This window comes from Streptomyces sp. NBC_01216, assembly GCF_035994945.1.
Taxonomy (GTDB): Bacteria; Actinomycetota; Actinomycetes; order Streptomycetales; family Streptomycetaceae; genus Streptomyces.
The window spans coordinates 4936670-4950091 of the sequence record NZ_CP108677.1 but is presented as its reverse complement, the minus strand read 5'-3'; the positions used below and the strand labels follow the sequence as shown (position 1 = coordinate 4950091).

General features: G+C 70.8%; 10 protein-coding genes. 5 read left to right on the top strand and 5 right to left on the bottom strand.

Translation table 11 applies throughout. From position 1 onward, the window contains the following. Nucleotides 1-30 precede the first annotated feature (30 nt). Genes OG393_RS22025 through OG393_RS22005 form a run of 5 tightly spaced genes read left to right on the top strand, consistent with a single transcriptional unit; the run spans nt 31 to nt 5952 of the window. Nucleotides 31-411: a DUF2304 domain-containing protein gene (locus tag OG393_RS22025; RefSeq protein WP_327376396.1), complete on the top strand. Its 381-nt coding sequence runs from the start codon at nt 31-33 to the stop codon at nt 409-411. Beyond that, nucleotides 408-1139 (top strand): glycosyltransferase family 2 protein, encoded by a 732-nt coding sequence (locus OG393_RS22020; RefSeq protein ID WP_327376395.1) that lies wholly within the window; start codon nt 408-410, stop codon nt 1137-1139. Before OG393_RS22025 ends, OG393_RS22020 begins: the two co-directional genes overlap by 4 nt. Before the next feature lie 5 nt (nt 1140-1144). Then, nucleotides 1145-2041, top strand: coding sequence for a glycosyltransferase family 2 protein (locus OG393_RS22015; protein WP_327376394.1), 897 nt, complete (start codon nt 1145-1147; stop codon nt 2039-2041). Nucleotides 2042-2089: 48 nt separating this feature from the next. Continuing rightward, complete coding sequence (locus tag OG393_RS22010; protein WP_327376393.1) at nt 2090-4354, top strand: bifunctional glycosyltransferase/CDP-glycerol:glycerophosphate glycerophosphotransferase; 2265 nt, start codon at nt 2090-2092, stop codon at nt 4352-4354. A 59-nt stretch (nt 4355-4413) separates the two neighbouring features. Beyond that, on the top strand, nt 4414-5952 hold the full coding sequence (locus OG393_RS22005) for a DUF6020 family protein (protein ID WP_327376392.1): 1539 nt from the start codon (nt 4414-4416) through the stop codon (nt 5950-5952). A gap of 193 nt (nt 5953-6145) precedes the next feature. Here OG393_RS22005 and obgE read toward each other — a convergent pair whose 3' ends face one another. The 5 genes from obgE to OG393_RS21980 form a co-directional block, all read right to left on the bottom strand. Next, nucleotides 6146-7585: a GTPase ObgE gene (obgE, locus tag OG393_RS22000; RefSeq protein WP_327376391.1), complete on the bottom strand. Its 1440-nt coding sequence runs from the start codon at nt 7583-7585 to the stop codon at nt 6146-6148. A 130-nt stretch (nt 7586-7715) separates the two neighbouring features. Further along, nucleotides 7716-7970, bottom strand: a complete 255-nt coding sequence (gene rpmA / locus OG393_RS21995; protein WP_073807354.1) for a 50S ribosomal protein L27 — start codon at nt 7968-7970, stop codon at nt 7716-7718. 14 nt (nt 7971-7984) lie between these two features. Beyond that, nucleotides 7985-8305, bottom strand: coding sequence for a 50S ribosomal protein L21 (rplU, locus tag OG393_RS21990; protein WP_114036861.1), 321 nt, complete (start codon nt 8303-8305; stop codon nt 7985-7987). A gap of 200 nt (nt 8306-8505) precedes the next feature. Next, the gene (gene galU, locus OG393_RS21985; protein ID WP_327376390.1) at nt 8506-9432 is read right to left on the bottom strand and encodes a UTP--glucose-1-phosphate uridylyltransferase GalU; all 927 of its coding nucleotides are present in this window, start codon (nt 9430-9432) and stop codon (nt 8506-8508) included. Between the two features lie 89 nt (nt 9433-9521). Further along, nucleotides 9522-13283: an Rne/Rng family ribonuclease gene (locus tag OG393_RS21980; RefSeq protein WP_327376389.1), complete on the bottom strand. Its 3762-nt coding sequence runs from the start codon at nt 13281-13283 to the stop codon at nt 9522-9524. Between the last annotated feature and the right edge of the window lie 139 nt (nt 13284-13422).

Below are 13422 nucleotides of genomic sequence, written 5' to 3'. Positions count from 1 at the left end.
GATACACCGGAGCGCAGCGTGAAGTTGTGGATGCTGACTTCGGTAACCGGAGTCATTCTGGTCGCGTGCATCGTCGAGCTGCTGCGCCGGAGGAAGCTCAAGGAGAAGTACGCGTTCCTCTGGATGATCACCGGCCTGGTGATCATCCCGCTCGGCTTCTTCCCCTCCATGCTCGACTCGGTGGCCCGTGCGGTCGGCGTCGCCTCGGGTGTCAGCCTCATCCTGTTCCTGAGCGTGGCGTTCCTCTTCGTCGTCTGCCTCCAGCTGAGCTGGGAAGCGGGCCACATAGAGGAGGAGAGCCGGACACTGGCGGAGGAGGTGGCCCTGCTGCGCATGGACGTCCAGGACCTCCGGGCGCAGCTGGCGGACGCGCGGACGGCCGGCGTGACCGAACAGGGGGGCGGCAAGTGATCGACGGCAAGCGGGTGCTGATCATCATGCCCGCGTGGAACGAGGCCGCCGGTGTGGCCGATGTCGTGAAGGAAGTCCAGACCACGCTTCCGGGGGTCGACGTCCTGGTCGTCGACGACGGCTCGGCGGACGGTACCGCCGCCGTGGCACGCGCCGCGGGCGCGGCGGTCATGACCCTCCCGTACAACCTCGGCGTGGGCGGCGCCATGCGCGCCGGATACCGCTTCGCGCACGACCGCGGCTACGACGTGGCCATCCAGGTCGACGCCGACGGCCAGCACGACCCGCGCAACGTGCCCGAACTCCTGGACCGCCTGAGCCACTCGGACCTCGTCATCGGCGCCCGCTTCGCCGGCACCGGCTCCTACGAGACCCGCGGCCCGCGCAAGTGGGCGATGCTCGTCCTCGCGTTCTGGCTCTCCCGGATGGCCCGCTCGAAGCTGACGGACGTGACCTCCGGCTTCCGCGCCTGCAACCGCGACCTGATCGACGTGTTCGCGCACTGGTACCCCGTGGAGTACCTCGGCGACACCGTCGAGAGCACCATCGCCGTGGTCCGGGCCGGTTACCGCATCGAACAGGTCCCGGTCTCCATGCGTCCCCGCGCGACCGGCACCCCCAGCCAGTCCCCGTGGAAGGCCACCCTGTACCTCGGCCGCATCGGCATGATCCTGCTGCTCGCGCTGAGCCGGCGGTCCGCGCTGGGCCCGGCCGGGAAGAGCAGGTGACGGCGGTGGACACCCTCGACATCATGCTTCCCCACTACGGCGACACCGGGCTCCTCCAGGCGGCCGTGCGCAGTGTGCTCGACCAGACAGACGAGGACTGGCGGCTGACCGTCGTCGACGACGGCAAGGAGGAGGGCGTACCCGAGTGGTTCGCCTCCCTCGGCGACAGCCGCGTGCGCTACCTCCGCAACGAGCGGAACCTCGGTATCACCAAGAACTTCCGCAAGTGCGTGGACCTGGTCGAGTCCTCGCACTTCACCATGCTCGGCAGCGACGACATCCTGCTGCCGGACTACGTGGCGACGGTCCGCGAGGCCGTCGCGGCGGTCCCCGACGCGGCGATCTACCAGCCGGGCGTCCAGGTCATCGACGAGAACGGCACGCCGTCGACCACCCTCATCGACGAGGTGAAGCGACGGCTGTACGCGCCCAAGGGCACCGGCCGGCGGGTACTCTCCGGCGAGCCGCTCGCAGCGAACCTGCTCAGCGGCAACTGGCTGTACTTCCCGTCGATCTGCTGGCGCGCGGACATCGTCAAGGAGATCAGCTTCCGGGAGGACCTCTCGGTCATCCAGGACCTGGCGCTGATCGTCGAGATCGTCCGACGGGGCGAGAAGCTGGTCGTCGACCCGACACCGGCCTTCCGGTACCGCAGACACTCCGCGAGCCTCTCCTCGGGTGAGGCCGCGTCCGGCGCCCGGTTCGGTGAGGCCCGTCGCTTCTTCCTCGACGTCGCCGACCAGCTCGACCACCACGGCTGGCCCAAGGCGGCACGCGCCGCCCGGCGCCACCTGTCCATGAGACTGCACGCGCTGAGCATGGTCCCCGGAGCGCTACGCCGGCGCCGGCCGGGAACCATACGCACTCTTCTCGGCTATGCCCTGTCCACGAGTCAGCGCTGATCAGACAGCCAAGCCCCTGTCTCCCACGTCAGATTCCACGGTATTGAGATGACACAGACGCAATCCTCCGCTTCCGAATCGCCCCTGTTCAGCATCATCGTTCCCACCTTCAAGGTGGAGGCGTTCCTGCGGGACTGTCTGGACTCCGTGCTGGAGCAGTCGTTCCAGGACTACGAACTCCTCGTGGTCAACGACTGTTCGCCGGACGGGTGCGGCGAGATCATCGACGACTACGCGAAGGCCGATGCCCGCGTCGTCCCGATGCACCTGGAGCAGAACGTCGGTCTCGGCCGGGCGCGCAACGCGGGCATGGCCCGCGCCAAGGGCAGCTACCTGCTCTTCCTGGACAGTGACGACACGCTGCTGCCCGGCGCGCTGGCCGCGATCGCCCAGCGCATCGAGGAGACCTCCCGTCCGGATCTGGTCGTCTTCGACTACTCCCGTACCCACTGGGACGGTCGCGTCACGCCCAACAGCCTGGCCCATGTGCTGACCAAGGCGGCTCAGCACGGCGCCTTCTCGCTGAAGGAACAGCCGGAGCTGCTGATGCTGCTCCAGGTCGCGTGGAACAAGGCGTACCGCCGCGACTTCATCGAGCAGTGGGGCTTCCAGTACCCGACGGGCTACTACGAGGACACCCCCTGGACCTACCCGGTGCTGATCGCGGCCGAGTCGATCTCCGTGATCGACCGGGTCTGCGTCTACTACCGCCAGCGGCGTCAGGGCAGCATCCTGCACTCCACCAGCCGCAAGCACTTCGACGTCTTCGACCAGTACGACCTGGTCTTCGCGTTCCTCGCCGAGAACCCGCGGTTCGGCGAGTGGCGCGGGACGATGTACGAACGGATGGTCAACCACTTCCGCGCCGTCGAGTCCTCCCCCGGCCGGCTGCCCGACGACTCCCGGGCCGAGTTCCGCGAGCGCTGGCAGGTCGCCGACCGTGCCCACCGCCCGCAGGGCGAGGCGGAGATCAAGCCCAAGGGCACACTGGTCCCGAGCAAGCACCGGGCCAAGGCCCGCAAGACCGTCCACGCGCTGCGCAAGAAGAAGTCGCTGGCCACGCGCTTCAAGAAGAAGCTCCGCAAGCGCGTGCTGTCGGCGTACTACCGCGCCCAGCGGATGCTGCCCATCCAGAAGGACGTCGCGGTCTTCTCGGCGTACTGGGGCGCCCGCTACGCCTGCAACCCCGCCGCCATCGACGAGAAGATGCGGGAGCTCGCGCCCGGCATGCGCGCCGTGTGGGTCGTCAAGGACGGCGCCGACGCGGTTCCGCCGAAGGGCACCCTCACGGTCCACCCGGGCTCGCTCGGGTACTGGAAGGCGATGGCCCGCGGCAAGTACTTCGTCAACAACGTCAACTTCGCCTCCAACGTGGTCAAGCGTCCCGGCCAGGTCCACCTGCAGACGCACCACGGCACGCCGCTGAAGCGGATGGGCGTCGACCTGGCGGAGTACCCCGTCGGCCGCCGCGGCATGAACCTCCAGCGCCTGATGGACCGCGTGGACCGCTGGGACTACAGCCTGACGTCCAACAGCTTCTCCACCGCCATCTGGGACCGCGCGTACCCGTCGTACTACGAGCCGCTCGGCTACGGCTACCCGCGCAACGACATGCTGGTGAACGCCACCGCCGAGGACGTGGCCGCGGCGCGCCGGAAGGTCGGTCTCGCCGAGGGCACCAAGGCCGTCCTGTACACGCCGACGCACCGCGACTACCACGAGGGTCCCCAGCAGATGCTGGACCTCGACCGGTTCGCGGAGGCCCTGGGCGACGAGTGGACCGTGCTGGTCCGGGCGCACTACTTCTACGCCCAGCAGACCCTGTTGGCGGGCGGCACCAGTGGCAGCGCCCGGCTCGTCGACGTGAGCGCGTACCCCTCCGTGGAGGAGCTGTACCTCGCCTCCGACTGCCTGCTGACGGACTATTCCTCGGTGATGTTCGACTACGCGAACCTCGACCGGCCGATCGTGATCTACGCGAACGACTGGGACGTGTACCGCACCACCCGCGGCAGCTACTTCGACATCACGGTGGACTCCCCCGGTCTGACGCTGCGCACCGAGGCCGAGCTCACCGATGCCTTCACCTCCGGCCGCTGGACGGGAACGGAGTCCGACCAGGCCCGCGCCGAGTTCCGCAAGCGGTTCTGCGAGTTCGACGACGGGCAGGCCGCGGAACGGGTCGTACGGAAGGTGTTCCTGGGTCAGGACGACGTCCCGCCCGTGGTTCCGGTCGACGAACGCCCGGTAGCACCGCGTCCGGATGAGGAACCGGCCGCGCCGCAGCGTGCGCGCGACAGAGAGACGGTCTGAACCGGCTAGTGTGTTCGACTGATCCTTTAGTCCGCCACCGACCAGCCTGCGGAGCCGAGTTGAATTTCCCGCGCGTCCCGTACCTCAGCAGACAATGGGACCGGATCCCGGAGCGAAGGCGGCTGCCCGTCGCGGTCTACGCCGCCAGCCAGGTGATGTTCCTGCTGTGGTGGGCGGCGTTCTACCCCGGTGCCCTCAGCTACGACTCGATCACCTACGTCTGGCACGTCACCACGGGGAACTGGGAGTCGAACCATTCGGTGGTCTACGACGCCCTGGTGTGGCTGTCGCTGAACACCACGGGCGATCTGGCGGTCCTGACCCTGGCTCAGACGATCGCCATGTCGGCGGTGCTCGCCTACACGGCGGGCACCCTGCGGGAATGGGGCGTCCGGCAGCGCTGGGCGGCGGTCGCGGCGGTGGCCCTGACGGTGGCGCCGCCGACGGCCGTCTTCGTGATCTTCGTGTGGAAGGACGTGCCGTTCGTCATCGGCGGCATCCTGGCCTTCGCAGCGGTGGGACGGCTCGCCGCTCGCCGCGCGCGGGGCCGGCAAGCCGAACGGGACCGGGTCTTCTACCGCGACATGGGCCTGCTCTTCCTCGGCTTCCTGGCCCTGTCGGTGTTCCGCAACAACGGCATCCTGGTCGCCGTCGTGGCGGCGCCGATCCTGCTGCTGTCGCTGCCCCGGATGCGGCGGTGGCTGCTGGCGGCGACGGCGGTGCCGGTGTCCCTCTTCCTGTTCCTCACCACGGTGTTCTACCCGGCGGTGGGTGTGACCACGCCCCCGAAGGACGCGGTCTACGCCTTCTTCTACGCGGACATCGCGGTGGCGTACAAGGAGCACCCCGGCTACTTCACCAAGGAGGACAAGTCGCTGATGGCGGACATCGCGCCGCTGTCCCACTGGCGAGGCCGGGCCGGCAACTGCTACAACGCCGACTGGGCGATGGAGTCGCCGCCGATGAACCGCTCGATGGCGGCCGAGCGCAACGACGAACTGATGGCGCTGTGGCGACGGGTGCTGAACCGCACCCCGGACGTCGTCATCGGCGCCCGGGTGTGCCGTGCGCACATCGCCTGGGCGGTCTTCCCCGGGCCGGAGGACCTCAGAGCGCACACGCTGCTCAGCGACCCGCACACGTCGAAGACGCTCTTCAGCTACCTCAAGTGGAACGACGACATCAAGAACAGCGAGTACCGGCCGATCCTCAAGATCCGCCCGCTGAACGACTCGCTGCACTCCCTCGCCGACTTCTCGTGGCGCGCGAGCAAGGTGCCCCAGCTGCAGTGGCTGCTCTTCCGCGGCGCGATCTGGTGCTACGCCACCTATGCCATCGTGCTGCTGTTCCGCCGCCGTACGAGGCTGGCGGGCGTGCCGGCGCTGCTGGCGGTCACACTGGGCCTCCAGTTGACCGTCCTGGCGGCCAACCCGGCGCCGCTGTGGCGCTACATGATCGGCCCGATCTTCATCGGCGTCCTGGTCCTTCCCCTGATCAAGGCGAAGCCCCGGTTCGGCGGCCCGAGCCACCGGACCCCGGCGACGACGGAGAAGAAGACCGACCGGGAACCGGAGCCCGAGCCCGAGCCGGTGTACTGACCCACGCACGGCAGCAGGAGGGCCCGTCCCCACCGCGGAAGCGGTGGGGACGGGCCCTCCTCGTGTTCCCCGACCCGTGTTCCCGGGGTCCGGAGCGGCCCGCCGGACCCGGCTCGGGAACGGACGACGCGCCGGACCCCTCGCGGAATCCGGCGCGTCGTCCGGGACCTGCCCCGGTCTTCCCGGGGCCGTCTCAGAACGGCTTGAAGTCGTCGTACTCGCGCTGTACCTCGTCCCGCTCGGCATCGCGGTCCCGGCGGCGCTGGGCGGCGGGCCGCGGGGCTTCCAGACGGTGGTCCTCACCGCGGCGCCCGAGCATCTCGGCGCCGGCCATCATGGTGGGCTCCCAGTCGAAGACGACCGCGTTGTCCTCGGCTCCGATCGCGACACCGTCACCGGAACGCGCACCGGCCTTCATCAGCGCGTCCTCGACACCCAGGCGGTTGAGGCGGTCGGCCAGGTAGCCCACGGCCTCGTCGTTGCTGAAGTCCGTCTGCCGCACCCAGCGCTCGGGCTTCTCGCCCCGCACGCGGTACAGGTCCTCGCTCTCCTCGTACGTGACGGAGAAGCCGGCGTCGTCCACGGCCTTCGGGCGGATGACGATCCGGGTCGCCTCCTCCTTCGGCTTGGCCGCGCGCGCCGTGGAGACGATGTCGGCCAGCGCGAAGGACAGTTCCTTCAGACCGGTACGGGCCACCGCCGACGCCTCGTAGACCTGGTACCCGCGCTCCTCGAGGTCCGGGCGGATCATGTCCGCGAGGTCCTGCCCGTCCGGGATGTCGATCTTGTTGAGGACGACGATCCGCGGGCGGTCGTCCAGACCGCCGTACTGCTTCAGCTCCTCCTCGATCACGTCGAGGTCGGAGACCGGGTCGCGGTCGGACTCCAGCGTCGCCGTGTCCAGGACGTGCACGAGGACCGTGCAGCGCTCCACGTGGCGCAGGAACTCCAGGCCCAGGCCCCGGCCCTGGCTCGCGCCCGGGATCAGGCCGGGGACGTCGGCGATGGTGTACACGGTCGAACCCGCCGTGACGACGCCCAGGTTCGGGACCAGGGTCGTGAACGGGTAGTCGGCGATCTTCGGCTTGGCGGCGCTCAGTACCGAGATCAGCGAGGACTTGCCGGCGCTCGGGTAGCCGACCAGAGCCACGTCGGCGACGGTCTTGAGCTCCAGGACGATGTCCCGCGCCTCGCCGGGCTCGCCGAGCAGGGCGAATCCGGGGGCCTTGCGGCGGGCGGAGGCCAGCGCGGCGTTACCGAGGCCGCCGCGGCCACCCTGGCCCGCGACGAAGGTCGTGCCCTCGCCGACCAGGTCGGCGAGCACGTTGCCCCGCTTGTCGAGGACGACGGTGCCGTCGGGGACGGTGAGGACGAGGTCCTGTCCGTCCTTGCCGGAGCGGTTGTCGCCGGCACCGGGCTGACCGTTGGTCGCCTTGCGGTGGGGTGAGTGGTGGTACTCGAGGAGTGTCGTGACGGACTGGTCGACGACCAGGATCACATCACCGCCCCGGCCGCCGGTGCCGCCGTCCGGGCCGCCGAGCGGCTTGAACTTCTCGCGATGGACGGAGGCGCAGCCGTGGCCTCCGTTACCCGCGGCGACGTGCAGCTCGACGCGGTCCACGAAGGTGGTCATGTTCTGTGCCTCCAGGTGGGGGTCCCCCGGCCGGCGACCGGGGGAATATGTGGAATGTCTATCTAGTAACACGCGAAAGGCGGACCCGCTTCCCCAAGGGGAAGTGAGGTCCGCCTCCGCAGAGATCCGATCAGGCGACCGGAACGATGTTCACGACCTTGCGGCCACGGTGGGTGCCGAACTGCACCGAACCGGCCTGCAGGGCGAACAGCGTGTCGTCGCCGCCACGGCCGACGCCCGCACCCGGGTGGAAGTGGGTGCCACGCTGGCGGATCAGGATCTCACCGGCGTTGACGACCTGACCGCCGAAGCGCTTCACGCCGAGCCGCTGAGCGTTGGAGTCGCGACCGTTCCGAGTGGACGATGCGCCCTTCTTGTGTGCCATCTCTCCTCAGTCCCTTACTTCGCAGCCGTGGGGATGCCGGTGACCTTGATCGCCGTGTACTGCTGGCGGTGGCCCTGGCGACGGCGGTAGCCGGTCTTGTTCTTGTAGCGAAGGATGTCGATCTTCGCGCCCTTGTGGTGGTCCACGACCTCGGCCGTGACCTTGATACCGGCCAGCACCCACGGGTCGCTGGTCACGGCGTCGCCGTCGACAACGAGCAGGGTCGAGAGCTCGACCGTGTCGCCAACCTTGGCAGTGGAAATCTTGTCAACCTCAACGATGTCGCCGACAGCAACCTTGTGCTGGCGACCACCGCTGCGCACGATGGCGTACACGCGGATCTCTCTCTCACTCGGGAACGGACCCCTGATGCCAGCCGCTCACACGGGCCGGAGCCCGCGGTGATCCGGAAGTGGACGAGCGGCCTCTCCCGTCAGACCGGGAGGAGGGTGCTCAGGGGTAGTGGCGGGTCATACGACACGCCGACGGTCAAGGTTACGGGCCGGTGCCGCAGGGGGTCAAATTCGGCTGAAGGTCAGGCGTCGCCGGTCTCGGCGACGAAACCGCGCAGCCAGGCCCGGAACCCGGGGCCCAGGTCCTCGCGCTCGCACGCGAGCCGCACGATCGCCCGCAGGTAGTCGCCGCGGTCGCCGGTGTCGTAGCGGCGGCCCTTGAACACCACCCCGTACACCGGGCCGCCCAGATCCTCGTCCTGCGCCATCTTCTGGAGCGCGTCCGTGAGCTGGATCTCACCGCCGCGGCCCGGCTCGGTCTCCTGGAGGATGCCGAAGACGGCCGGGTCGAGGACGTAGCGGCCGATCACCGCGTAGTTGCTCGGCGCCTCGGCCGGCTCCGGCTTCTCGACCAGACCGGTGATCCGGACGACGTCGGCGTCGTCGGTCGGCGCAACGGCGGCGCACCCGTACAGGTGGATCTGCGCCGGGTCGACCTCCATCAGCGCGATGACACTGCCGCCGCGCTGTCCGAGGACCTCCAGCATCCGGGCCAGCAGCGGGTCACGGGGGTCGATGAGGTCGTCGCCGAGGAGGACGGCGAAGGGCTCGTTCCCCACGTGCGGTGCGGCGCACAGCACCGCGTGGCCGAGGCCGCGCGGGTCGCCCTGCCGGACGTAGTGCATCGTCGCCAGCTCGCTGGACTCCTGTACCTTCGCCAGCCGCTCCTCGTCACCCTTGCGGGTGAGCGCCGACTCCAGCTCGTAGTTCCGGTCGAAATGGTCCTCGAGCGGACGCTTGTTGCGTCCGGTGACCATCAGCACGTCCGGCAGGCCCGCCGACACGGCCTCCTCGACCACGTACTGGATCGCGGGCTTGTCGACGACGGGCAGCATCTCCTTGGGAGTCGCCTTCGTCGCCGGCAAGAACCTCGTGCCCAGTCCGGCGGCCGGGATGACGGCCTTGCGGACGGCGAAGGGCCGAGCGGGCCCGGGGGGAGTGTTGTTCATCGAGCTGGTTCCTGGTTCCCAATCGCGTTCAAAGGCGTGTGGGCCGTCCCCTGGTGAGGACGGCCCACACGGACTGTACCGGTACCGCGTCAGTCCTGTGCCGGGGCCGCCGTCTTCTTCGTGGCGGCCTTCTTCGCGGTGGTCTTCTTGGCGGCCGTCTTCTTCGCGGCCACCGTCTTCTTGGTGGCCGCCTTCTTGGCGGTGGCCTTCTTGGCCGTCTTGCGGGCCGTCTTCTTGGCCGGGGCGGGAGCCTCGGCCTCCGACTCCGGTGCGACCACCGGGTCCTCGGCGGCGGCCGGTACGGCGGCCGGGTTGTCGACGACCACGACGGCGGCCTCCTCGGCACCGCTCGGCGAACCGGCGGGCGCGGTCGCCTTGCGGGTGGCCCGGCGGCGGGCCCGCGGCGGGGCGGCCGGGGGTGCCTCCTCGACGGCGGGCGCCTCCACCACGGCCTCCGGCTCGGGCGCGGCCTCCACGACCGACTCGGGCTCGACCACCGGCTCCGGCGCGGCCACCGGAGCACCGGCGGGCGCGGTCGCCTTGCGGGTGGCCCGGCGACGGGCGCGGGGAGCCGGGGCGGCCTCCTCGACGGCGGGCGCCTCCACCACGGCCTCCGGCTCGGGCGCGGCCTCCACGACCGGCTCGGGCTCGACCACCGGCTCGGACTCGACCACCGGCTCCGGCGCGGCCACCGGAGCACCGGCGGGCGCGGTCGCCTTGCGGGTGGCCCGGCGACGGCCACGGCCACGGGTGGCGGCGGCCTCGGCCTCGGCGGCGCTGCCGTACAGCTCCTCGTCCGCGGCGATGGGCTCCTCCACGGCGATCGGCTCCGCGATCTCCGCGGCGACCTCGGCCTCGGTCTCGACCACCTCCACGTGCTCGTGCTCGTGGTGCTCGGATCCGCCTCGGCCACGCTTCTTCGAGCGCTTGCCGCTGCCGCCGCCGCCCTGGGTGACCGGCTGCTCCATGTGCACGATCACGCCGCGGCCGTTGCAGTGGACGCAGGTCTCCGAGAACGACTCCAGAAGCCCCTGGCCGACCCGCTTGCGGGTCATCTGGACCAGGCCCAGCGAGGTGACCTCTGCCACCTGGTGCTTCGTCCGGTCTCGACCCAGGCACTCCAGCAGACGGCGCAGGACCAGGTCGCGGTTGGACTCCAGGACCATGTCGATGAAGTCGATGACGACGATGCCGCCGAGGTCCCGCAGGCGCAGCTGCCGGACGATCTCCTCGGCCGCTTCGAGGTTGTTCCTCGTCACGGTCTCCTCGAGGTTGCCGCCCTGGCCGGTGAACTTGCCGGTGTTGACGTCGACGACGATCATCGCCTCGGTCTTGTCGATCACCAGCGAGCCGCCGCTGGGAAGCCAGACCTTGCGGTCCAGCGCCTTCATCAGCTGCTCGTCGATCCGGTAGGTCGCGAAGACGTCGACCTCGCTGGTCCACCGCTGGAGGCGGTCGGCCAGGTCGGGCGCCACGTGGTTGACGTAGCCGTGGATGGTCTCCCAGGCGTCGTCACCGCTGACGATGACCTTGGAGAAGTCCTCGTTGAAGATGTCCCGCACGACCCGGACGGTCATGTCCGGCTCGCCGTAGAGCAGGCTCGGCGAGGAGGTGATGGACATCTTCGACTTCTTCCGGATGTCCTCCCACTGCGCCTGGAGCCGTTCGACGTCGCGGCGCAGCTCGTCCTCGCTCGCGCCTTCGGCGGCGGTGCGCACGATGACGCCCGCGTCCTCGGGGACGATCTTCTTGAGGATGGTCTTCAGGCGGGCTCGCTCGGTGTCCGGGAGCTTGCGGCTGATGCCGGTCATCGAGCCCTCGGGGACGTACACGAGGTAGCGGCCCGGCAGGGATACCTGGCTGGTCAGACGCGCGCCCTTGTGGCCGATCGGGTCCTTCGTCACCTGGACGAGCACCGACTGGCCGGACTTGAGTGCGGTCTCGATGCGGCGCGGCCCGTTGGCCATGCCGAGCGCCTCGAAGTTGACCTCGCCGGCGTAGAGGACGGCGTTGCGGCCCTTGCCGATGTCGACGAAGGCGGCCTCCATGGACGGCAGCACGTTCTGGACCTTGCCCAGGTAGACGTTGCCGACGTACGAGGTGGCCTGCTCCTTGTTGACGTAGTGCTCGACGAGCACGTTGTCCTCGAGGACACCGATCTGGGTGCGCTCGCCGTTCTGGCGGACCACCATGACGCGCTCGACGGCCTCACGACGGGCCAGGAACTCGGCCTCGGTGATGATCGGCACGCGGCGGCGGCCCTGCTCGCGCCCCTCGCGGCGGCGCTGCTTCTTCGCCTCCAGGCGGGTGGAGCCCTTGATGGACTGCACCTCGTCCGGGCCGGTGCCGGCCTCCGCCTTGTCGCGGGCCGGGCGGGGCTCACGGACCTTGACGACCGTGCGCACGCCCTCCTCCTCGGCGGCCTCGGTGTCGGCGGTGTCACCGCTGCGACGACGGCGACGACGGCGACGACGGGAGCTGCTGGTGCCCGCGGCGGACGGGGTACCGCCCTCGTGGTCGTCCTGCTCCTCGCCTTCCTCGTCGGACTCGTCCTCGGTCTCCTCGGAGGTGTCCTCGGCGCCGGCGTCCTCGCCGTCCTCGGTCTCCTCGGCGTCGGTGAGCTCGCCACGACGACGGCGACGGCCGCCCCGGCGGCGACGGCGGGACGGACGGTCCTCGTACTCGTCGGTGTCCTCGGCCTCCGCCTCGGGCTCCTCCGACTCGACCTCGGGCTCCTCGGCGACCGTGGCCGGGACGGGCTCGACGGCGGGCTCGACGGGCTCGCCGCGACGGCGGCGACGACGACGGCCGGACGGCTCGGGGCGCTCCTCGGCGGGCGCGGCCTCCGCGACCTCCGCGGCCTCCGCGACCTCGGCGGTCTCCGGGGTCTCGTCGGGCTCCTCCTCCGGCTCCGCGGCCTGCGCGGCGGCGGCCGCGGCGGCGGTCTCCGGGGTCTGGAACATCGGCTCGGTGAAGACCGGCGCCTGGAACACGGCGACGGCGGGGCGCCCGGCGCGGCGCCCGCGCGGGGTGTCCTCGGCCTTGGGCGCGACGACCGGCTCCGAGGTGAACTGCGGCGAGGTGGCGCGGCGGCGCGAGCGGCCACGTCCGGCGGCCTTCTCCGCGGCGGCGACCGCGGGCTCGGCCTCGGTGGTGGTGATCTGCGCGACGGTCTCCCGCGGCAGGCTCTCCCCGGCCGGCTCGGGGGCGGTGGCCTTGCGGGTGGCCCGACGACGGGCACGGGGCGCCGGAGCGGCCTCCTCGACGGCGGGCGCCTCGGCCTCCGGCTCGGGCACGACCTCCACGGCGGCGGGCGTCTCCACCACGGCCTCGGCCTCGGCGACCGGCTCCGGAGACGTCGCCTTACGGGTCGCACGACGACGCGTACGCGGCGCCGGAGCGGCCTCCTCCACCGGAGCGGCCTCGACGTCCGGAGCCTCGGCGTTCTCCGCCTGAGCGGCGGCCGGCTCGGGGGCGGTGGCCTTGCGGGTGGCCCGACGACGGGCACGGGGCGCCGGAGCGGCCTCCTCGACGGCGGGCGCCTCGGCCTCCGGCTCGGGCACGACCTCCACGGCGGCGGGCGTCTCCACCACGGCCTCGGCCTCGAGGACCGGCTCCGGAGACGTCGCCTTACGGGTCGCACGACGACGCGTACGCGGCGCCGGAGCGGCCTCCTCCACCGGAGCGGCCTCGACGTCCGGAGCCTCGGCGGCCGGTGTGTCCATCACGACCTCGGCGGTGGTGTCCGCGGCGACCGGGGGTCCGGCGGGCCGGGAAGCGGCGCGGCGCCTGCGGCGCGGCGGCAGCTTGTCACCGGGTGCGTTGTTGTTCTCTTCGTTCGGCTCGAGCATGCGGGCGGTTCTCCCGTCACGCTCCCGGGCGCCGCGCCTGTTTCCGGTCCGGCGGCACGACCGCGCACAGTGCGCGATGCCGCCGTCCGGGGCGCGGGCGCCGCACGGGAGCTGATGTCTGGCTCGCCGGTTCCGTACG